Source organism: Paenibacillus sp. RC334, assembly GCF_030034735.1.
In the GTDB taxonomy this organism is placed as follows: domain Bacteria; phylum Bacillota; class Bacilli; order Paenibacillales; family Paenibacillaceae; genus Paenibacillus; species Paenibacillus terrae_A.
Genome location: NZ_CP125370.1, coordinates 5,153,696 through 5,176,174, shown reverse-complemented (window position 1 = coordinate 5,176,174; position 22,479 = coordinate 5,153,696). Strand labels below are relative to the sequence as shown.

Below are 22,479 nucleotides of genomic sequence, written 5' to 3'. Positions count from 1 at the left end.
ACACCCTCTACACAAGGAGAATCCACCACGAGCTACACTCATCTTAGCAAAGTCGAACGCAGCAAGCTAGAAATCCTCCACCAGCAAGGGAAAAGCGCACGAGCCATTGCCTGGGAACTCGGAAGACATCCTGCGACCATTAGCCGAGAGCTTCGTCGTAATGCAAAGCAGGAGCTGTATGAAGCTAAATGTTCTCATGAAGCTTACAAGCAGCGCCGTAGGGCTTCCGTACCTGTCGGGCAAGTGGACACCAGAACAAGCTGCGGTCATCGAAAAGAAGCTTCAGGCCACCTGGTCTCCTGAGCAGATCGTGGAGCGACTGCGTCAGGAAGGACAACGTATCGTGTGCTTTAAAACCATCTCGCTGGCTGTATACGAGTCGCTTGGTGAAGGGCGTGTTAACGGCCCTTCGGCACAAAGGCAAAAGACAGAAGCCTGCTGAAACCCGTGGCAAGTTTGCCGTAGGCAGACCGATTTCCCAGCGTCCGAAAGAAGTCCGTTCTCGTCAGACGTTTGGACACTGGGAGCTGGACACCGTGGTTTTGGGACGTGGGAAAAGTAAAGGCTGTGTAGCTACATTTGTGGAACGCAAGACACGTCTGTACACCGCCAGTCAGATGTCTGATCGCACGGCGTATCTATGGAGAATGCCTTTGGCGTTGCCGCTTCCCAGTACCCTGTCGGCGCCTTCCAGACCGCAACCGCCGACCGAGGCAAGGAGTTTGCCTGTTATACCAGTCTGGAAGCTACGCATGGAGTGCAGGTCTACTTTGCTGACCCTTACTCGTCCTGGCAGCGCGTCTCCAACGAGAACGCCAATGGGCTCTTGCGCGAATTTTTCCCCAAAGGGACCGATTTCGCCCAAGTGAGGGACGATGAATGGCGCGTGCACTAGACCTCATCAACCACAGACCACGAAAATGTTTGGGCTGGAAAACTGCTCACGAATCCTTTTCAGAAGAACTGTCGTACTTGGCTTGACAATCCGTCGAGTAATATCTCTTACATTATATAATTTTGCTGCTATTTGTTTGTTTTGTGACAACATGCTCGATACTTTGACACGTCCCACAATATATCATTGAGAGGATTTAAAGTACTATGGAGATGTCATATGGTGAAAGGATTTGTGAGAGGATTAATTGTGTTTTTACTGGCGGCTATTTTCTGAACAAGGTGTCTATGCCGAACCATCGGTAGCCAACCAACAAGCAGTTTCTGAGTACACTTTGGAATTTCCAAGCTCACGCTATCCAGAAACGGGGGCACACATTAAGGATGCGATTGCAGCCGGACATTCTGTGTACGATTGATCGGGATGGAGCTGAGGAAAACCACAAGGAGTCCTTAAAAGGGGTTCCGACTAAAAAGGGATATGACCACGACGAATGGCCTATGGCAATGTGCGTGGAAGGTGGCGCAGGTGCTGATATCCAATACATAAGTCCAAAGAATAATCGTTAGTTGGTTCGTGAGTAGACTAAGTACCCAAATGGAACCCGAGTGATTTTATAATAAACGAGGCTCTGCCAATTAAAGTCTCATACCAACTATATATTTTTACTGACTGGCTTTGGAGGAAAGTCCTCTAGATTTGAGTATACAAACGGAGACATTAAGGTGAACGGGACGCAAATTTCCAATACAACCCTGTGAAATATACCTCGAATTATGCAAGCTCGGATAATGCGGTTTTAATTGTTCTAAATGAAGGGACGCTTTTCACCTATTTTGAATCAGCATATAGTTCTGGCAACCCTCCCTATCACAGTTCCTCTTTCGTTGACACCAACGGCAGAACTACTCCAAGACGTCTGGATTTTATTGATATGGCTGGAGATCCAGATATTCTTGTATATGATCTTGATAAAAAGAAAGTCATTGATTTTGCAAGTAGCTTGAATTACTACTATGCCAAAGGGATTGAGCCGCATCCAACAGTGGTTTACTATAATTAAGCAAAATGGGACGCAACAAAAAATTTAATTGAATTTATTTTATGAGTTTCGAACGCTCACGAAGAGTTTACTATATGAATATAGTAGGCTCTTTTGCTTATTATACCATGCCAATCTATAGGAATAGAGTGCTTTACAAATAAAAATTGGAATAACTATGTATGAAAACATTATCAATTCCAATTGACAATGGATAACTTTGGATGGTATAGTCGGAAATGTGGGCGAGAGCTTCACTTCATTTGATGACGAAGGGAATGTTAGTGCATGCAAGGTAAAGTAAAATGGTTTAACGCAGAAAAAGGTTATGGTTTCATTGAAACTGCTGATGGCGGCGACGTATTCGTTCATTTTTCCGCAATTCAAACAGAAGGCTTCAAAACACTTGAAGAAGGACAAGACGTGGAGTTCGACATTGTCGAAGGCGCACGTGGACCACAAGCCGCTAACGTAACCAAATTATAATCATCCCCGGCATAGCCGACCTACATAATTGGTAAGATGGTTAGCAATGGATAACGCGCTAGCAACTGCCCTGGAATGTATTCCAGGGCTTTTTTATGTTTTCTGGGTATATAAAAAGGCCCCTTACACGATGTAAGGAGCTGCACAATGAAAAACTACTCGACAGAACCGTCGAAGTCAGCCATCTCCACAACTGCTTCTCTAAGCGTCCGTCTGGAAAGCGGAATTAATAGCGCAGGATGACTTGAGTGATTAGATAAGCACGGAGTGCGGATCCAATGTCCAAGGAAAAGACGATGACGGCCCTAGGGTGGGTCAAGACGGCCAACGGGATACCTTGGAGCAGCTTAGGAAATGGAAGCGACACAGAGCTCACAGTGACCGTTCACAGCAAAAGGAAATCTTAGGCTGCAAATGGAGCGGTGAGCAATAGCTCCTCCAGCGGAGTGTTGCCGATGTTTTCTACGTTGACGGTAAAGGACAAAGTATCTTCCTGCCCGACACGCAGAGCGCTGGAGCTAAGTGTGAGTTTAGGAAAGCCGTGCATACCACCACAGGCCTGCATCGGATTCAGTGTGTAAAGGCCACCCCTCCTTTTTCGTTAAAGCAGCTGAACGTAAAGCCGGGAATACATAAATGTCACGATGCAGCAGAGCAACTATTTTTATATGTGCTCATTATTCACATGTGTATGTGTGTCTCTTTAAAACATGATCTTTTTCAAAAAATGAGGTTTGAGGAAGCGTTTTAGCGAAAAAAGAAGAATTTTGTAAAATAGCTTCGAAATGTCGGGTGCTTTTTTTACTTGGCGTTAACATATGTGTTATACTGAAGGGGCAAAGGAGGCGTGCCCTATGAACTTAACAGTACGAGGTCAACAGATCGAGGTTACCGACGCTTTGAAGGAATACGTTGATAAGAAATTCAGCAGACTTGAGAAGTATTTCGATGCACCCCCGACGTCTGACGGAAGTGTAACGTTAAGCACAACCAGAGATTTGCACACTGTAGAAGTAACCATTCCTTTGCCGGGGCTTGTACTCCGTGCCGAAGACGAAAGCGACGACATGTATGCGTCCATTGATGCCGTGGTAGACAAGCTTGAGCGGCAGATTCGCAAGCATAAAACCAAGCTGAACCGTAAATTTCGTCAGGAGGGCAGCTTGAAAACCCTTTTTGTAGAAGATACGGCAGGTGGCGTGGCTGTTGCTGAAGATGCAGAATTGGATGAGCTGGAAGTCGTCCGCACCAAGCGTTTCTTATTGAAACCGATGGATGTGGAAGAGGCCATTCTTCAAATGAACATGGTTGGACATAATTTCTTTGTATTTGCCAATATTGATAACGAAGAAGTCAGCGTGGTTTACAAGCGCAATGATGGTAAATACGGCCTGATCGAACGGGAATAATCTGTAAGACAGGAACTTATCATGTTTTAAAATGAATAGAGGGTTCCCGATTGAAAGCATGCTTCATTGGAGATTGGGAAGAATGAAACTAACGACGAGCCTTATCCTTGCGAACCTGGCGGGGTAGGGCTCTTTTATATGTTTTTCTGAAAATGAAATGAAATTTTAAGCAAATAAACGTAACTAAATGTGTATTTCATGCGTGAATTGTTTTGGTATCTTTAACCGGATGCAAATCAGGGAGCGGCTTGTGTTGCGGCATGTCCTACAAACTGTTACAATTTATGCAAAGAACATCGCACGATGGGCTGGTATAGCCGGGCCTGTCAAACATATCGGGATCAATTTCATCATGGACCCTTTCTTATTGTGAAATTGATTCTATTAATTGTTTTGCGTGAAAGGGGTAAACCATGTTAGGAATTGTAAAGAAAATTTTTGGAGATACAAACGAACGTGACGTCAAGCGTTTAATGAAGACGGTTGAGCTGATCAATAAATTAGAGCCGGATTTCGAGAAGCTATCGGATGAGGAACTGCAAGCGAAAACGGCGGAGTTTAAAGCCCGGATTGAGCAGGGAACTACGGCGGAAGAGATTTTGCCGGATGCTTTCGCAACCGTTCGTGAGGCGTCCAAGCGGGTATTGGGCAAACGTCATTATGACGTGCAGATGCTTGGTGGTATTGCGCTGCATGAAGGTAGAATTGCCGAAATGAAAACTGGCGAAGGTAAAACACTAGTGGGAACACTGCCGGTTTATTTGAATGCACTGTTGGGTAAAGGCGTGCACGTGGTTACGGTCAATGACTATTTGGCGCAACGTGACAGCGGAGAAATGGGACAAATCTATAACTTCCTGGGCATGTCGGTCGGGCTGAATTTGTCTGGTCTGGGTCATGGAGAAAAGCAAGCTGCATATGCTTGCGACATCACATACGGCACGAACAATGAGTTTGGATTCGATTACCTGCGTGACAACATGGTGCTCTACAAAGAACAGATGGTACAACGTCCGTTGTATTTCTGTATCATTGATGAAGTGGATTCGATTCTCGTCGATGAAGCCCGTACGCCGTTGATTATCTCTGGACAAGCTCAGAAATCCACAGAGCTGTATTTTGCGGCTGACCGTTTTGTGAAGAGTCTGAATGTTGAAGAAGATTACACCTTGGATATCAAGGTGAAGTCGGTTGCTTTGACCGAGAACGGTGTATCCAAAGCTGAGAATTTCTTCGGACTGGAGAACCTGTACGATCAGGAAAGTGTTACAATCAATCACCACATCGTACAGGCCTTGAAGGCTAACGCTATTATGCGTCTGGATGTGGATTATGTCGTAGCTGACGGCGAAGTTCTGATTGTCGATGAGTTCACAGGCCGTCTGATGGCCGGACGTCGCTACAGCGATGGTTTGCATCAGGCGATTGAAGCGAAGGAAAACATTGTTGTACAGAACGAGAGCATGACGCTGGCGACGATTACTTTCCAAAACTATTTCCGTATGTATCGCAAATTGGCAGGTATGACGGGTACAGCTAAAACAGAAGAAGAAGAATTCAAAAAAATATATGGTCTGGAAGTTCTCCAGATCCCTACGAACCGGGCAAATCAGCGTGTGGATATGCCTGACGTAGTATACAAGAGCGTAAAAGGTAAATTCCATGCGGTAGTGGATGAAATTGTGGAGCGCCACAAAAACAACCAGCCGATATTGGTAGGTACGATTTCTATTGAAAATTCGGAGCTTCTTTCCGAAATGCTGAAACGCAAAGGAGTACGGCATAAAGTGCTTAACGCCAAGTATCATGCCGAGGAAGCTGAAATCATTTCCCGCGCAGGTGAAGCGGGTTCAGTAACCATTGCCACGAACATGGCAGGGCGGGGTACAGACATCGTGTTGGGCGAAGGCGTATCGGGTATTGGCGGCTTACACATCATCGGTACAGAGCGTCATGAATCACGTCGTATTGATAATCAGCTTCGTGGCCGTGCAGGACGCCAAGGTGATCCGGGGTCTACACAGTTTTACTTATCGCTGGGCGATGAGTTGATGAAGCGTTTTGGTGCGGACAACGTACTCAATATGATGGAGCGCTTGGGCTTCGAGGAAGACCAACCAATCGAGAGTCGTATGATTACACGTGCTATCGAATCGGCGCAAAAACGCGTTGAGGGCAACAACTTTGACCAGCGCAAAGTCGTTCTCCAGTATGATGACGTGATGAACCAGCAGCGTACTATTATTTACAAACAGCGTCGTGAAGTGCTGGAATCCGAGAACATTAAAGAAGTCGTGTTCGACATGATCAAGCCTGTCATTGAGCGTGTGGTGGAAGCACATTGCGGCGATGACATCCCTGAAAACTGGGAACTTGAAGAAGTGGCAGAATATGTGAATAACAATCTGCTTGATGAAAATGCAATCAGTCGTGATGACCTGTGGGGTAAAGAAAAAGAAGAGATCGTTGAACTGGTCTTCGAGAAAGTTAACGAAAGATACCACAGACGTGAAGAGACGATTGGCGAAGACATGGTACGCGAGTTCGAGAAAGTTATTGTACTGCGTGCAGTGGATAGCAAATGGATGGATCATATCGATGCTATGGATCAGCTGCGTCAAGGTATTCACTTGCGTGCTTATGGTGGTACCGATCCGTTGCGTGAATACCAGTTTGAAGGTTTTGAAATGTTCCATGCCATGATCGCCAGCATCCAGGAGGAAGTAGCGACTTACATCATGAAGGCGCAAATTGAATCCAACCAAGAGCGTCAGGCTGTCATCGACGAAGACAAAATCTCGACGAGTGGCGAACCTGCTGCTCCTAAAAAGAAATCTGCCCCTTCGCGTCCGCGCAGAAGATAACGGATTTAGGGAAGCATTCATTTCCTGTAATGCATATAATGGCAGGCGGCAGTTTATCCAACTGACCGTCGGCCATTTTGTGCCATACAGGGGAGCACCCGGTTATTTAAAAGCCGTTTGACTTTACGGCGGTCGGTAGCGAAGCGAAGGATTTGAATCTGGAGAAGTGTCAGCGATCATAAGATCAAATCATTCGCGTAGCGTCTCCTCACCCAGCCGTACTCATAACAGTTTTAAACCCTTAACCCATCGCCAAAAGGAGAATGACATAATGATTGATCCAAATGTTAAGCATGATTTAAGAGAAATAGGCAAGAAACTAACAAACCTTAGGGGGTCTCTTTGACTTAGATCTCAAACAGGAAATGATCGCAAACTTTGAGGAAAAGATGGCTGTGCCTGATTTTTGGGATGATAACGATAAAGCCCAAGCTGTGATCGCGGAAATGAACGCGGTTAAGTCTTCGGTAGACAGCTATGAACAGCTCCGTCAGGAATATGAGGATGCGGGGATGATGGCTGAGCTGGCTGATGAGGAAGGCGACGAAACACTGGCTGGAGAAATTGAGAACAGTATCAGATCCTTGCTGAGCAAGCTTGAGGAGTTCGAACTGCAATTGCTTTTAAATCAGCCATATGACAAGCTTAATGCTATTTTGGAGTTGCATCCGGGGGCAGGCGGAACCGAGTCGCAGGACTGGGGTCAAATGCTGCTACGGATGTATACACGCTGGGCAGAAAAACGCGGCTTTAAGGTAGAAACGCTGGATTACCTTGCGGGTGATGAAGCAGGGATCAAAAGTGTAACGCTGTTGATCAAGGGCTATAATGCTTACGGCTACCTCAAAGCAGAAAAAGGCGTGCATCGTCTCGTGCGCATTTCTCCATTTGATTCCTCGGGTCGTCGGCATACGTCGTTCGTATCCTGTGATGTCGTGCCGGAAATTGCGGATGATGTGGACGTGGAAATCCGGACAGAGGATCTTAAAATTGATACGTACCGCGCCAGCGGCGCAGGCGGTCAGCATATTAACACGACCGATTCAGCAGTTCGGATTACGCATCTTCCTTCCGGCATTGTTGTAACTTGTCAAAATGAGCGCTCCCAGATCAAGAACCGTGAGCAGGCTATGACGATGCTTCGTTCCAAGCTCTACGAGCGCAAAATTGAAGAGCAGCGTCAACAATTGGACGAAATCCGTGGGGAACAGTCCGATATTGCATGGGGCAGCCAAATTCGTTCTTACGTGTTCCACCCATACAGCATGGTGAAGGATCATCGTACCAGTGTGGAAACAGGCAATGTAGGGGCTGTCATGGATGGCGATCTGGACCCGTTCATCGACGGTTACCTGCGCAGTCAGATCAAGCTGGACGCAGAATAATAGCCTGTATGTTTTCCTACAGACCCATAGGCCATGTGCCTATGGACTGTAGGAATTTTTGTGTACACGGTATTTTTAAATTAAAGGAGAATACGAAAGATGTCTCAAATGAATCTCCCCGCTGCTCGGCGAAGACGCCGTAGGCCTCTGATTGCCGCCAGCGGCCCCGCTCGCAATGTGATGGATGTTCTGCTCATTGTGCTCGGCTCCTTCATTACGGCGCTGACCTTCAATATGTTCCTGCTTCCTAACCGAATTGCATCCGGGGGTGTGTCGGGTTTATCTATTTTGGGCCAGGATCTGTTTGGTCTGGAACCAGCTTATACGCAGTGGGGAATGAATATTCCGTTATTTATAGCGGGGGTGCTGCTGTTAGGAAAGAAATACGGTTTGCGTTCCCTGCTGGGAAGTATCATGTTACCTTTATTCGTTTATCTAACTAAGGATTGGGCAGTTCCGACAACGAATCCGTTGCTGGCTTCGCTGTATGGTGGAATCGGAGTAGGGTTGGGATTGGGCACTGTATTCCGGGGCAGAGGCTCGACGGGTGGGCTGGCTATTTTGGCGCAGATCATTCAAAAATATACCGGCCTCAGCCTATCACTCTGCGTCATGCTTATGGACGGTACAGTCATCACACTGGCTGGCTTTGCTCTATCGCCGGAGCGGGCGCTGTATGCACTAATTGGTTTGTTTGTAACTGGCAAGGTCATTGATGCCGTGGAAATGGGGTTAAGCTACTCCAAAGTGGCCTATATCATATCCAATCAGAAGGAAAAGATCACACAGGCTATTTTACATGACTTGGATCGGGGATTGACGGAGTTGGCTGGACGAGGCGGTTATACGAACGAAGAACGTCCTGTGCTAATGGTTGTGGTAGGCCAAAATGAGGTGACCCGTCTCAAAACGCTTGTTCGCTTGGTAGATCCGGATGCTTTCGTGATCATTAGTAATACGCGTGAAGTATTGGGTGAAGGTTTTAAGAAGGAAGGCTGAAACAAAGTGGCCTGCCGAAAGGCTTGTTTTAGCTAATAAATAAGGGGAACTCCGTTTTTGCAAAACGTGGTTTCCCTTTTTGTATTTATACAGGTTCTGATAGGAACTTCAACATCAGATGCAGAAATGAGCAATCTAAATAAATACCAATGCATGAGACAATCACTTCAAATTTGGGTGAATAACTTTACATGAGTATGTTGTATTTATATGAATAGAGTCGTATAATAATACATATTTCATAGGAACGGAATGGAGGAAGGTCTGTGAGCAGCAAGCTAAAAGTGGCAATTGTCGGTTCCACCGGGTATGGCGGGGTGGAGCTCATTCGTTTTTTGGTTCATCATCCGCAGGTAGAGATCGTATCTGTTATTTCTTCGTCCAGCGCGGGTGTCCCGATCAGTGACGGGTTTCCACATCTGACGGACATTGTGGTTCAGGATTTGGACGGTGTCGATGTTCAAGAGACGGCTGCCAAGGCTGATCTGGTTTTCACAGCTACACCTTCTGGTGTCAGCACCAAGCTGGTGCCGCAGCTTCTTGATGCCGGATTGAAGGTCATTGACCTCTCTGGGGATTTCAGACTGCGAAGCGGGGAAACGTACGAAGCATGGTATAAAAAGCCTGCGGCTTCACCCGAATATCTCAAGCAAGCCGTATACGGACTCAGCGAGGTGTATGCAGAAAAGCTTGCTGGCGTCTCTTTTATTTCTAATCCGGGCTGCTACCCAACGGCAACATTGCTGGGAATTATCCCTGCGTTGAAGGCAGATTGGATCGACCATCGGACGCTGATTGTAGATGCCAAATCCGGAGTATCCGGCTCCGGCCGGGGAACAAGTCTCGTTTCGCATTATGCGGAGATGAACGAGAATTTTAAAGCCTACAAGATTAACAAGCACCAGCATATCCCTGAAATCGAACAGGTTTTGGGCGATATTGCGGGTGAGGACGTTACGATTACGTTTACAACACAACTGGTTCCGATGACCCGAGGAATTATGAGTACGATTTATGTCACGTTGAAGGGTGATTACACAGATCAGGATCTCATCGGGCTATACCGGGATTATTATAAAGACCAACCTTTTGTCCGTGTGCGCGGTGAAGGTGTATGGCCAGCAACGAAGGAAGTATTTGGCTCCAATTACTGCGATATCGGTTTTGCAGCAGATGCACGGACTGGGCGCCTTACGATTATTTCGGTCATTGATAACGTCGTGAAGGGTGCTGCCGGACAGGCGATTCAGAACTTAAACTTGATGATGGGATGGGAGGAGAACCTCGGACTGGGCTTCATACCGGTATATCCGTAAAGCAGCAAGCAGCCACAACATGGAACGGGAAACGTAAGCGGGCGGGAATGGATTCGCAAATAGAACCGTTACTTATAGAAAGCGTTGCGGACGAGGGCACACAATTATGAGCAAATCAGGGTTTACGGTAGTAAACGGGGGGGAATATCGTAACCCCGCGCGGCTTTACAGCCGGAGGATTGCATTGCGGACTTAAAAATACTGACCGCAACGATATCGGCGCGATTCGCTGCGAGGTTGAGGCTACAGCCGCTGCGGTATACACCACCAATGTATTTCAGGCTGCACCGCTCAAAGTGACTCGCGAGAGCCTCGTGGATGGTCGGCTGCAAGCGGTCGTGGTGAACAGCGGGAACGCCAATGCCTGCACTGGACAGCAAGGAGAGCAAGATGCTTACGCCATGCGCTCGGCTGCTGCTCGTGAGCTGGGTGTTGCGGAGAGCAATGTAGCGGTTGCATCGACGGGCGTGATTGGTGAGCATTTGAAAATGGACCGTGTGCTTGGCGGCATATCTGCATTACCTGGCCGTGTGAACGGGGAAAGCGATGGAGCGGAGCAATTTACCCAAGCCATTCTGACGACGGACTTGGTTAAGAAGGAAGCATGCGTGGCGGTTGAAGTGGATGGCGTGACCATACACATTGCCGGAGCAGCGAAGGGCTCGGGCATGATTCATCCGAACATGGCGACGATGCTGGCTTTTATGACCTGTGATGCTGCGATTGGGCAGACTGCACTTCATCAGCTATTGAAGCAGGCAACGGATACCAGCTTTAATATGATTACAGTAGATGGCGATACGAGCACGAATGATATGCTGATCGCGATGGCAAGTGGGCTGGCAGGTAATCGTGAATTGCACGCAGGACATCCCGATTGGGCTGCTTTTGCCGAAGCGTTCACCTATATCTGCCGTGAGCTGGCGAAGGCAATTGCCCGCGATGGGGAAGGCGCTACGAAGCTGGTAGAGGTGTCCGTGAGCGGCGCGGTAAGCGATGCATCTGCTCAAGCGATCGCGAAGACAGTGATCGGGTCTAGTCTGGTGAAGTCGGCCGTTTTTGGAGCTGATGCGAACTGGGGCCGGATTATTGCAGCTGTCGGACGGGCCGGAGAGCCGGTCAACCCGGATACGGTAGACATCCGCTTGGGTGATATTGTTGTGCTGAGCGCGTCCAGTCCGGTCTCTTTTGATGAAGATGAGGCGCTCTCCTACCTTCGGGGAGATACGGTGCGGATTATTGTAGATTTGCATCACGGGAACGGAACCGCCACAGCATGGGGCTGTGACTTAACCTACGATTACGTGCGGATTAACGCTGCATATCGGACATAGACAACGGAATAAGCACGGATGGAATGCTGGCATTATTGTAAAATGGCACGGACTGTGCAGAGGAGAAAAGGGGAGATTATATGCAATCGGCAGTGGAAAACGCGGATCAAGCAAATCATGCGGGATTGGCACGTCGTAATTTTGTGATGAAATGCGGAGGAAGTACGCTGGCTGCGTTGCCTGATTCCTTCTTTGACGATCTGGCCCGCTTGCAGTCGGAAGGCCTTCAACCTGTTATTGTACATGGCGGCGGCCCTGCGATCTCCGACAATTTGGCGAAGCTGGGCATCGAAACGGAATTCATCAACGGGTTGCGCAAAACAACCGAACCCGTGCTGGATGTCGTGGAAATGGTGCTGGCGGGCAGCATTAACAAGCAGATTGTACGCAGAATCGGAATACACGGAGGTCGAGCACTGGGTTTGTCAGGCAGTGATGGCTATTTAATCGAGGCAAAGCCTGTGTCGAATGCCGCAGAGGTCGGCTGGGTCGGAGAAGTAACGTCTGTTCAGGCTTCGATTATTACAGGTGTGCTGGATATGAACTACATGCCCGTTATTGCGCCCATCGGGATTGATAGATCTGGTCAGCGCTACAACATTAATGCAGATACAGCGGCGGGTGCAGTAGCCTCTCATCTTGGAGTCAGCCGGATGATCGTCGTTACGGATGTGCCGGGCATATTGAAAAAGATTGGCGGAGAAAAGAAGGTGCTGGACTCCATCACCGTACAGGAGATTGAGGATATGATCAGCACAGGTGAAATATACGGCGGCATGATTCCTAAGGTGAGAGCGGCTATTGCCTGCATCCACGGCAAGGTGAAGGAAGTTGTCATTGTGAACGGCAGTGAACCGCAGGTATTAAGCCGTGTGCTGGGTGGAGAAGCCATTGGAACGCGCATCATGCGTATGCAGTAGTCATCCTATACAAACCAGTCTATAAAACAAAGCGAAAAGGGAGCGTGAACATAATGAGTAAGGAAGCAAATACGCTGGTGAGCGTCGAAACGCCAGGTACGAACGGAACCGTTGCCGGAGCAGAAACGGAAAAGGCATCCGCAGCTGTGCAGACAAACAGCTCTCTTTTTCCAACCTACGCAAGATACCCGCTCACACTGGTCAAAGGACAAGGAAGCTGGCTGTGGGATGATCAGGGCAAGCGTTATCTGGATTTCATGTCAGGCATTGCTGTTACCAATCTTGGACATGCGCCACAGGCTGTAGCTGAACGCTTGAAAAAGCAGATTGATGAACTATGGCATGTATCCAATCTGTTTCATATTCCGGGGCAGGAACGGGCCGCCGCTCTACTGACTGCCAATAGCAGCGCAGATGCTGTGTTCTTCTGCAACAGCGGCGCAGAAGCGAATGAAGCTGCGATCAAGCTGGCGCGTCGTTATCACCAGAAGGTGAAGCAGACTGGACGCTACGAGATCATTACGTTCACGCAATCCTTCCACGGACGGACGCTGGCAACCTTGACCGCTACGGGTCAGGATAAAGTAAAAGAAGGCTTTTTACCGCTTCCAGCCGGGTTCAAAAGCGTTCCGCTCCACGATCAGGCTGCGCTCGAAGAGGCAATCAGCGAGAATACGGCCGCAATCATGCTGGAAATGGTGCAGGCAGAAGGCGGAATGTATCCGGTCGAACCTGCTTTTGTAGACGTGATTACAAAGCTTTGCAACGAGCATGGATTGCTTTTGATCATTGATGAGGTACAGACGGGCATGGGACGTACAGGCAAGTTGTTTTCCTTTGAGCACTACGGCATAGAGCCGGATATCTTTACGTTGGCGAAGGGGTTGGGCAGTGGTTTTTCCGTTGGTGCGATGCTGGGCAAAGGATATTTGCGCGAAGCGTTCACGGCGGGCAGTCACGGCTCCACCTTTGGCGGTACTCCGCTTGCTATGGCAGCGGTTCAGGCGACCATTGAAACGATTATTGACGAAAAACTTCCAGAGCGTGCGGCTGAGCTGGGCGAGTATTTGTTCCAAAGTCTGCAAAAGCAGCTTGGAGAGATTCCTTTTGTGAAGGATATCCGTGGAAAAGGCCTGATGGTCGGCATCGAGTGTGCTGAGCCTGTGGCGGAACTTGTTTTGGCAGGACAAAAGAAGGGCATTCTGTTCATTACCGCAGGACCGAACGTGGTTCGCCTGTTGCCTAACCTGTATGTAACGAAGGACGAGATAGATCAGGCTGTAGAACTTATTACTGAGTTGATTCAGGAGCATATTGCTTAGGTGGTTAAACTGCCTAGATTAGAGTGTAAAAGGAGACGATAGCATGAGCCAGGGCGGGGCATTGCAGCAAATTAACTTGAAGGGGCGGGACTTCCTTGAGTTGGACGACTACTCGACCGAAGAAATTCAATATTTAATTGATCTCGCCATCGAAATCAAGCGCAAGCATAAAAATGGAGAAACCTATCAGCCGCTGAAGGGGAAAACGATCGGACTGATTTTTGAAAAATCCTCTACACGTACGCGGGTGTCTTTTGAAGTCGGCATGTTTCAATTGGGCGGTCATGCCCTTTTTCTCAGTAAAAACGACATTCAACTAGGACGCGGTGAGCCTATTAGCGATATGGCACAGGTGATGTCTCGTTATCTGGATGGCATTATGATCCGCACTTTCGGACACGATAATGTTGTAGAGTTGGCGCGTTATGCATCTGTTCCTGTGATCAACGGCTTGAGCGATTTGGCGCATCCGTGTCAGGTGCTGGCTGATTATCAGACCTTGTATGAGCAAAAGGGCAAGCTTAAAGGACTTAAATTGGCCTACATCGGGGACGGCAACAATATGGCGCATTCCCTGTTGATTGGTGGAGCGAAGCTTGGCGTGCATGTATCGATTGCAAGTCCTGCTGGATATGAGCCTGATCCGAGTGTTGTGGCAGCTTCCCGTGAGATTGCCAAGCAAACCGGCAGTGAGATTGTGATTACCCAAAGTCCGCAAGAAGCAGTAAAGGATGCAGATGCAATCTACACGGATGTATGGGCGAGCATGGGCTTTGAGGAAGAGCAGAAGGAACGGGAGCTTGCTTTTGCCGACTTCCAGGTGAATGAGGAGCTGGTTAAGCTGGCGAAGCCGGATTATCTGTTCCTGCACTGTCTACCTGCGCATCGTGGCGAAGAAGTGAGCGCAGGTGTAATCGACGGACCGAATTCAGTGATTTTTGATGAGGCTGAGAACCGTCTGCATGCACAAAAAGCATTGATGGTTGCTTTGATGGGATAAAGAAGTTATGTTTTATGGTTAGAAAGATTGCATTTGTGGAAGATGATCTGTAGATTTAGATGCAGATGTGAATGAAAGATAGTGGCTAGAAGCATTCGGGGAGGACTTTCAATCATGGCAAAAGAAAAAATCGTACTCGCATATTCCGGCGGTCTGGATACGTCGGTCATTTTGAAATGGCTTAAAGAAACCTACGACGCTGAAATTATAGCGTTTACCGCAGATATCGGACAGAAGGAAGAGCTGGATGGTTTGGAGGAAAAAGCGCTCGCTACGGGAGCCTCCAAAGTGTATATTGATGATCTGCGTGATGAATTCGCCAAGGATTTTATTTATCCGATGTTTCAGGCGGGTGCTTTGTATGAAGGACAATATTTGCTCGGAACGAGTATTGCACGTCCATTGATCGCTAAACGGATGGTGGATATTGCGATTGCAGAGGGTGCAACAGCTATCGCTCACGGCGCGACAGGCAAAGGCAACGATCAGGTGCGCTTCGAGCTGAACGCGGCGGCGTTGACGCCCGATATCAAGGTGATCGCACCTTGGCGGCTGGAAGAGTTCCGCAATCAGTTCCCGGGCCGGGCAGAAATGATTGCCTATGCGGAGAAACACGATATTCCGGTAACCGCTTCTGCGGCCAAGCCGTACTCCATGGACCGTAATCTGCTGCATATTAGTTATGAAAGCGGCGTGCTGGAGGACCCTTGGTTTGATCCGAGCGCTCCTGAAAATAAAGAAATGTTCTTGCTCAGCAATGCACCTGAGGATGCTCCTGATGAAGCGGAATATTTGGAGCTGGAGTTTGAAGCAGGAAACTGTGTCGCTTTGAACGGAGAGCAGCTAAACCCGTTGCAGGTTATGGAAAAGCTGAATGAGTTGGGCGGCAAGCATGGCATCGGACGTGTGGACATGGTGGAAAACCGTTTTGTCGGTATGAAGAGCCGCGGAGTGTACGAGACGCCGGGCGGTACGATCCTGTTCACAGCTCATCGCAAAATGGAGTCCATCACGATGGATCGCGAGGTTATGAATCTGCGCGACAGTCTGATTACCCGATATGCTACGCTGGTCTACAACGGTTTCTGGTTCGCGCCGGAGCGTGTGGCTTTGCAGGCACTGGTTCATGAGAGCCAAAAGAATGTCAGTGGTACCGTGCGCGTGAAGCTGTACAAAGGCAATATTATTGGCGCAGGTGTCAAAAGTCCGGTCAGCTTGTACAACCCGGATATTGCGACGATGGAAGCTGATCCGACACAAGCTTACGATCAAGGGGATGCAACAGGTTTTATCCGCTTGAATGCCCTGCGCTTGAAGGTCAATGCAGGGGTAGCCAAAAATAATAAATAAATGAATTACCTAAAAATGTACGGGATGCGGGCCGTCCTTGTCCAAGTGACGAGGGCGGCTTGTATTGCAGAGAGGGGATCTTGCAAAAATGAGTAAGCTATGGGGCGGACGTTTTACGAAGCAGACCAACAAGCTGGTAGAGGAATACACGGCTTCCATCGGGTTTGATCAGGCGTTGGCGGAAGAAGATATTCAGGGCAGTTTGGCTCATGTAGCCATGCTGGGCAAATGCGGGATTATTCCGCAGGCCGATGCGGATACGATCAGGGAAGGACTACACACGGTATTGGAGCGTATCCGCCGTGGGGAGATTGAATTTTCGGTTTCGGACGAGGATATTCATATGAATATCGAAAAAAATCTGATCGAAGCGATTGGTCCGGTTGGCGGGAAGCTGCACACCGGGCGCAGCCGTAATGATCAGGTGGCAACGGATATGCACTTGTATTTGCGCGGACGTGTGGTGGCGCTGGTCGGTATGCTGCATGATGTACAAGCCGCACTGATTGGGCAGGCGAAGGATAATCTGGATACGATTGTACCCGGATATACGCATTTGCAGCGGGCGCAGCCTATTTTGTTCGCGCATCATTTGCTCGCATATGTATCTATGCTGGAGCGCGATATTGACCGACTCAAAGACAGCTACAAGCGCATTAATGTATTACCGCTCGGTGCGGGTGCTTTAGCTGGACCGACCTTTCCGATAGACCGTCATTTTGTAGCCGAGCAACTGGGTTTTGATGGCGTGTATGAAAATAGTCTGGACGCCGTTAGCGACCGGGACTTTATCGTAGAGTTTCTGGCTGGAGCTTCGCTGATCATGGCGCATTTGTCGCGTCTAAGCGAAGAGCTGGTGCTGTGGAGCAGCACGGAGTTTGGCTTCGTGGAGCTGGATGATGCTTTTTGCACAGGCAGCAGCATTATGCCGCAGAAGAAAAACCCGGACGTACCGGAGCTGGTACGCGGTAAAACTGGACGCGTCTATGGCAATCTCGTTGGACTGCTGACCGTATTGAAATCCTTGCCGCTGGCGTACAACAAGGATATGCAGGAGGACAAGGAAGGCATGTTCGATACTGTTGCTACGCTGGAAGGGGCTTTGCAGTTGTTCGCGCCAATGATCGCAACGATGAAGGTGAACAAGGATCGCATGCGTCAAGCGGTCAATCAGGACTTCTCCAATGCGACAGATATTGCAGATTTCCTCGTCGGCAAGGGACTTCCTTTCCGTCAGGCGCATGAGGTCATCGGCAAAACGGTACTGTATTGCATCCAGCATGGCAAGTATTTGCTTGATCTGACACTGGAGGAATTCCAGCAGTTTTCCGACTTGTTCGACGACCGCATCTATGAGGTGCTTCAACCGGAAGCGGTGGTTAATGCCCGGAATGTATACGGTGGAACTGCAACCGGACAGGTACAGGCAGCCATCGGACGCAGTGAACAGCTTCTGAGCAGCACGTCTACATGGTTTGAAGGGCACAAACGGAGTAACTAATGAGGCTAAAAGAATTCTTGCACAGCAGCGGGACGCTGTGTAGAATTTAATAGTTTAGCACATAAGCAGGATATCAAGATAGCAAGGGCACCGTTCGCGGTGCTTTTTGTGCTTTTTAAAGTATTAGGAGGGGGATTGGCTTTAATGGTGATCTGAACATTGATAGATTGCGTAAGATTTCCTGGACAGGTGCAATCACGGGAATCATTAAATAGTTCTATATACCTATGTATGCATTAGTGTGAAAGTTTCTAGAATTTACATTATTGTATACCTACTCCTACTACGAGTATGGTAGAATAGCACTAAGTTTTTAATTGCATTACCAATTCATCAGGACAGAACTGGTATCGAATGAATAAATGTAAGGTTTTTACAGGTCTCTCTTGACCAGAAGACTTGCATCAATGTGTAAACGAAGGGTTTAAATGAGAATAAGAGAATGTCCTGCTTTCAGGAAGACGTAAGACCATAGATGCAGGGACAGATCAAGAGGCAGAGTCCGGACGGTTCAGGGAGGTATTATGAGAAGCAAAAGAACGGCGCGGCAGTTAAAGAGCGCATGGATCGGTTATCACGCTTCTGACGCCGATCAGCTGGTGTCTTCGTTGCACGAAGAGCGGATGAAGGACGAGAAGTTGCTGCGCGAGGAACGGGAGCTTTTCCACGCGGCGCTGGAACGGAAGAAGCAACGGGATGCAGAGTTGAAGCAGCTGCTTGCGGATGCGCTCGCAGAAGAGCGGCGTTGGATTGAAAGGGCGGGAATCCATGGGTGACAGGCTGAGGTGGCAGATTGGGGGAGTTTCAATTCCCCAAACGAAGAGAAGAATAAAAGAAGAGCGTCAGCAGATCGCTCGACTGGAGCAGCAACTGGAGGCCCAGCGGACGGAGCAGGCCCCGGTGTTATACAAGCTGGATTTTCATATTGAGGAGCTGGAACGGCGGCTTCAGGATACGGAACTGCGAATCCAGGCATTACAGAGCGCGGCGGATACGGCAGCAGCGGTGGAGCAATTGCTGGATGAAAGTGTGCAGGATGGACAAGCGCAGGAGGCGCATGTCCAATATCTTAGCGGCCAACAGGAACAGGCTGCGGCAGGAGCCGCCTTGGGAGTAGTCTTCAGCGCTCCTGGTTCCGCAGGCGGAGAGGCCGCCACGGGAATGCAGAACGGACGGAACGGCAAGGCCCGCCTTGGAGACCAATTGGTGGACAACGGCATAATTACCCGCGACCAGCTTACCGACGCCATCCGAAACCAAAAACGTTACGGTGGCAGGCTGGGCGACATTTTGGTAGAAATGGGCTTCATTACCGCAGAGCAGTTGCAGGAGCAGGTGGATAGTGATAAATCCAAAGAGCGACTGGGCGACATGCTGGTACGTTACGGCTATATTTCACCAGAGCAGCTAGAGCGCGCACTGGAGTTCCAAGCGAAGAGCGGCGGGCTGCTCGGCGATATTTTGCTGTCATTGCAAATGCTGGAGCCTGCGGATTTGTACCGCGCGATTGCTACACAGAACCGGATCGGCCGTATTGGTGAAGAGCTGGCACTGGATGCAGCCTATAAGTTACCCGAGCAGGTGGCCATGGCTTACGGCGTGGTCGTCATTCATGAATATATGAACCGCTATATTGTGGCGGTCAGTGATCCGTTGCTGGAAGAGCGGCGCTTGAAGCTGGAGGACATTCTCGGCATGCCGGTGGAGCAGGTGCTGGCGACCAAGGAAGAGATGGAGCAGCTCTGGGGTAAGATCTACGGTGAAGAAATGATGCAGGAGAGCACGACCGGATTGTTGGAAAAAGAGCCGCATAATTCGGCGCGCACGACCTTTACGAAGGGACAACTGTGGGTGTTCGCGGCGATGGGCGTGATTACGCTGCTCGGTCTTTTCTGGAACAGCTGGAATACTGTGCTGATCATCAATATGCTGATTCAGCTGTTTTATTTTGCCATGACGCTATTTAAATTTGGTATTATTTATCTCGGTTCCCGGCGTGGGGCGCAGCTTCGCTTCACGAAGGAAGAGGTCGACGCCATGGATGAGAAAAAGCTGCCGATCTATACGATTCTCGTACCGATGTACAAGGAGGCGGGCGTGCTTCCGATGCTGCTGCGGAATTTGGAGCAGCTTGATTATCCAAAATCCAAGCTGGATGTGCGGCTGCTGATTGAAGAGGACGATATTGAGACCATTGAGCTGCTTCGTGAAATGAAGCTGCCCGCCTATTATACGACACTGGTCGTCCCTGACGGCTTGCCCAAAACCAAGCCGAAGGCGTGTAACTACGGACTTATTCGGGCGCGCGGCGAATTTGTGGTTATTTATGATGCCGAGGATCGTCCCGACTCCGACCAGCTAAAAAAGGTCATTGCGGCGTTCGACTCGCTCCCTGAGCATTATGCGTGTATTCAAGCGAAGCTCAACTATTTTAACAGTACGCAAAATTTGCTGACCCGCTGGTTCACGCAGGAATACAGTATGTGGTTCGAACTGCTGCTGCCGGGTATTATGCAGTTAGATACGCCTATTCCTTTGGGCGGAACATCCAATCATTTTCGGGTATCCGTGCTCAAAGATATCAATGCGTGGGACCCCTACAATGTAACCGAGGATGCCGATCTGGGTATACGTCTGTATAAAGGCGGTTACAAAACCGCCATTGTCGATTCCCGTACATGGGAGGAAGCGAACAGTCGCGTAGGGAACTGGATTCGTCAGCGGTCACGCTGGATCAAGGGATATATGCAGACATGGCTGGTTCATATGCGCAATCCGGTGAAGTTGGTGCGTGAGGTGGGCTGGAAAGGCTTTTTCGGCTTTCAGGTAATGATTTTGGCGACACCGATGCTGCCTTTGTTGAATCCAATTTTTTGGGGATTGCTGATTTTATGGTTTGGTTGGGAAATGGCCTTTATTCCCAAGCTGTTCCCGGGATATGTGTATTACCTGGCCAGCGCGGAATTTTATATCGGTAACTTTTTGTTCGTATTCAGTAACGTGGCCGGAATGTATTGGGTCATCGGGGAACTGGAAGAGCGCGGTGAACGTACATTTTCATATTCCATGGTCAAATATGGGCTTCTCTCTCCGCTGTATTGGGTACTTATGAGTATTGCTGCGGTGAAGGCAGCCTGGCAGCTCATTACCAAGCCGTTCTATTGGGAGAAGACGACGCATGGTCTGACCGATATGCATGACCTGGATGAAGCCCCGGCACAGTCCTCCTGAATATGAAGAAAGAAGGAGCAAGAATGGAGACAAAAACACCTTTTTTATCTGTTGTCATTCCCATGTATAATGAAAGCTCACATCTGGAGCGTTCACTCAAGGTGATTGATGGGGTGCTGTCTGTGGTCACTTCACGCTATGAGCTGATTGTCATAGATGACGGTTCCAGAGACGATACGTGGCTCAAGCTGTCCGAATTGTCCCGTCGTATGCCTTCTCTGCTCGCACTTCGGCTCAGCCGGAACTTCGGCAAGGAGCTAGCGCTGTGCGCAGGTCTGGAAAACGCCTCCGGCGATGCCATCATCGTCATGGACGGAGATTTGCAGCATCCTCCTGAGATGATTGGGGAAATGGTGCGTTTATGGCAGGATGAGGGTTACGATCTGGTCGAATGTGTGAAGGAATTCCGTGGAGAAGAGTCGGTAGGCAAAAAGTTTGGGGCTTCATTGTTCTACGCGACCTTGAACCGTTTGACGGGCTTTAACCTCAAAGATGCCTCGGATTATAAGCTGCTGGATCGCCGGGTGGTGGATGCCTGGATGGCGATGCCTGAACGGATTCCATTTTTTCGCGGGATGACGGCCTGGCTTGGTTTCCGCAAAACCCAGATTTCGTTCCGGGTGGCTCCTCGGGAGGAGGGCCCCAGTCGCTGGAGTCCGTTGGGACTGGTTCGGCTGGCAGCGGAAGCAATAGTTTCGTTTTCAACCGTGCCGTTGCGGGTAGTAAGTTTAATGGGACTCATTTTTATGCTGATTTCAGTTATATTGGGAATTCAAACCTTGGCGCACAAATTAACGGGTACCGCTGTGACCGGTTTTACAACTGTTATTTTGCTGCTCTTGATTATCGGCAGTGTATTGATGCTGTCCATCGGAGTGGTAGGAGAATATATCGCCGCCATATATCACGAAGTCAAAGCCAGACCTCGTTATCTGATTGCAGACAAACGAGCGAACGCTGACCGATTGTGGGTGGACAGGGAGTTTAATCAACATGATCAGACGTTCATATCTAAAGTATCCAATCATTAAATATGGCATTGTGGGGCTGCTGGGTACAGGTATCCATGTCGGTGTACTTGTACTGCTGGTGGAACTGTTCAGGGTGCCTGCGGTAACGGCTACTACGATCGGATTCGTAGTCACGCTGCTTGTATCGTATGTGCTGAACCGGAACTGGACATTCGAGCCTACCGGGGAGGGGAGTCGCACCCAGTTTCTTAAATATTTGTTGGTCTGCTCCTGTGGCCTGCTCTTGAATGCAGGTCTGATGTACGCAACCATTCACTGGATCGGCTGGTCGTATCTGATCGGTGAGGTACTGACCACCATCATCGTGCCCGTTCACAATTATATCTGGAATCGCTATTGGATTTTCTCCGTTCCACAACAGCGTCAGAAAGAGACTTCATAATTTTGAGAAAAA

General features: G+C 49.0%; 17 protein-coding genes and 3 pseudogenes. 19 read left to right on the top strand and 1 reads right to left on the bottom strand.

From position 1 onward, the window contains the following. Positions 1-72: 72 nt before the first annotated feature. The 4 genes and pseudogenes from QMK20_RS23755 (at position 73) to QMK20_RS23740 (ending at position 2,423) form a co-directional block, all read left to right on the top strand. Positions 73-981: pseudogene (locus tag QMK20_RS23755) on the top strand (IS30 family transposase). Positions 982-1,142: 161 nt separating this feature from the next. Then, positions 1,143-1,461, top strand: a pseudogene (locus QMK20_RS23750) (NucA/NucB deoxyribonuclease domain-containing protein); the annotation flags it as partial. A 368-nt stretch (positions 1,462-1,829) separates the two neighbouring features. After that, positions 1,830-1,958, top strand: coding sequence for a hypothetical protein (locus QMK20_RS23745; protein ID WP_283653533.1), 129 nt, complete (start codon positions 1,830-1,832; stop codon positions 1,956-1,958). Positions 1,959-2,225: 267 nt separating this feature from the next. Then, positions 2,226-2,423 (top strand): cold shock domain-containing protein, encoded by a 198-nt coding sequence (locus QMK20_RS23740; protein ID WP_013373372.1) that lies wholly within the window; start codon positions 2,226-2,228, stop codon positions 2,421-2,423. 403 nt (positions 2,424-2,826) lie between these two features. On the opposite strand, the gene QMK20_RS23735 is transcribed toward QMK20_RS23740, so the two are convergent. Then, positions 2,827-2,970, bottom strand: a complete 144-nt coding sequence (locus QMK20_RS23735; RefSeq protein ID WP_283653532.1) for a hypothetical protein — start codon at positions 2,968-2,970, stop codon at positions 2,827-2,829. A 307-nt stretch (positions 2,971-3,277) separates the two neighbouring features. Here QMK20_RS23735 and hpf point away from each other — a divergent pair, with 307 nt between their 5' ends. The 15 genes and pseudogenes from hpf (at position 3,278) to QMK20_RS23660 (ending at position 22,467) form a co-directional block, all read left to right on the top strand. Then, positions 3,278-3,832, top strand: a complete 555-nt coding sequence (gene hpf / locus QMK20_RS23730; protein WP_137060524.1) for a ribosome hibernation-promoting factor, HPF/YfiA family — start codon at positions 3,278-3,280, stop codon at positions 3,830-3,832. A gap of 413 nt (positions 3,833-4,245) precedes the next feature. Beyond that, positions 4,246-6,696: a preprotein translocase subunit SecA gene (gene secA / locus QMK20_RS23725; protein WP_283653531.1), complete on the top strand. Its 2,451-nt coding sequence runs from the start codon at positions 4,246-4,248 to the stop codon at positions 6,694-6,696. A 271-nt stretch (positions 6,697-6,967) separates the two neighbouring features. Continuing rightward, positions 6,968-8,081, top strand: a protein-coding gene (gene prfB, locus QMK20_RS23720) for a peptide chain release factor 2 (protein ID WP_283653530.1) whose coding sequence is annotated in 2 segments (ribosomal slippage) — positions 6,968-7,039 and positions 7,041-8,081 — 1,113 coding nt in all. Because the reading frame shifts where the segments join, the coding sequence is not laid out codon by codon here. Positions 8,082-8,180: 99 nt separating this feature from the next. Next, positions 8,181-9,080: a YitT family protein gene (locus QMK20_RS23715; RefSeq protein ID WP_283653529.1), complete on the top strand. Its 900-nt coding sequence runs from the start codon at positions 8,181-8,183 to the stop codon at positions 9,078-9,080. A gap of 266 nt (positions 9,081-9,346) precedes the next feature. Then, positions 9,347-10,396 carry an N-acetyl-gamma-glutamyl-phosphate reductase gene (gene argC, locus QMK20_RS23710; protein ID WP_283653528.1) on the top strand — a complete coding sequence of 350 codons (1,050 nt, stop codon included), beginning with the start codon at positions 9,347-9,349 and terminating at the stop codon, positions 10,394-10,396. Between the two features lie 106 nt (positions 10,397-10,502). Beyond that, a pseudogene (argJ, locus tag QMK20_RS23705) lies at positions 10,503-11,730 on the top strand (bifunctional glutamate N-acetyltransferase/amino-acid acetyltransferase ArgJ). An 80-nt stretch (positions 11,731-11,810) separates the two neighbouring features. Next, entirely contained in the window at positions 11,811-12,650 is an 840-nt protein-coding gene (argB, locus tag QMK20_RS23700; protein WP_283653527.1) for an acetylglutamate kinase, read from the top strand. 53 nt (positions 12,651-12,703) lie between these two features. Next, a complete protein-coding gene (locus QMK20_RS23695; protein ID WP_283653526.1) occupies positions 12,704-13,972 on the top strand; it encodes an acetylornithine transaminase in 1,269 nt (422 codons plus the stop codon). Positions 13,973-14,015: 43 nt separating this feature from the next. Then, positions 14,016-14,972, top strand: a complete 957-nt coding sequence (gene argF, locus QMK20_RS23690; protein ID WP_134912217.1) for an ornithine carbamoyltransferase — start codon at positions 14,016-14,018, stop codon at positions 14,970-14,972. A 114-nt stretch (positions 14,973-15,086) separates the two neighbouring features. Then, the gene (locus tag QMK20_RS23685) at positions 15,087-16,322 is read left to right on the top strand and encodes an argininosuccinate synthase (RefSeq protein ID WP_044646925.1); all 1,236 of its coding nucleotides are present in this window, start codon (positions 15,087-15,089) and stop codon (positions 16,320-16,322) included. An 88-nt stretch (positions 16,323-16,410) separates the two neighbouring features. After that, positions 16,411-17,823 carry an argininosuccinate lyase gene (gene argH / locus QMK20_RS23680; protein ID WP_283653525.1) on the top strand — a complete coding sequence of 471 codons (1,413 nt, stop codon included), beginning with the start codon at positions 16,411-16,413 and terminating at the stop codon, positions 17,821-17,823. A gap of 524 nt (positions 17,824-18,347) precedes the next feature. Beyond that, a complete protein-coding gene (locus tag QMK20_RS23675; RefSeq protein WP_283653524.1) occupies positions 18,348-18,599 on the top strand; it encodes a hypothetical protein in 252 nt (83 codons plus the stop codon). Beyond that, complete coding sequence (locus QMK20_RS23670; protein WP_283653523.1) at positions 18,592-21,054, top strand: cyclic di-GMP-binding domain-containing protein, MshE-related; 2,463 nt, start codon at positions 18,592-18,594, stop codon at positions 21,052-21,054. Before QMK20_RS23675 ends, QMK20_RS23670 begins: the two co-directional genes overlap by 8 nt. 23 nt (positions 21,055-21,077) lie before the next feature. Continuing rightward, positions 21,078-22,085, top strand: coding sequence for a glycosyltransferase family 2 protein (locus QMK20_RS23665; protein WP_044646921.1), 1,008 nt, complete (start codon positions 21,078-21,080; stop codon positions 22,083-22,085). Next, a complete protein-coding gene (locus tag QMK20_RS23660; RefSeq protein WP_044646920.1) occupies positions 22,048-22,467 on the top strand; it encodes a GtrA family protein in 420 nt (139 codons plus the stop codon). Before QMK20_RS23665 ends, QMK20_RS23660 begins: the two co-directional genes overlap by 38 nt. The last annotated feature ends 12 nt before the right edge of the window (positions 22,468-22,479 follow it).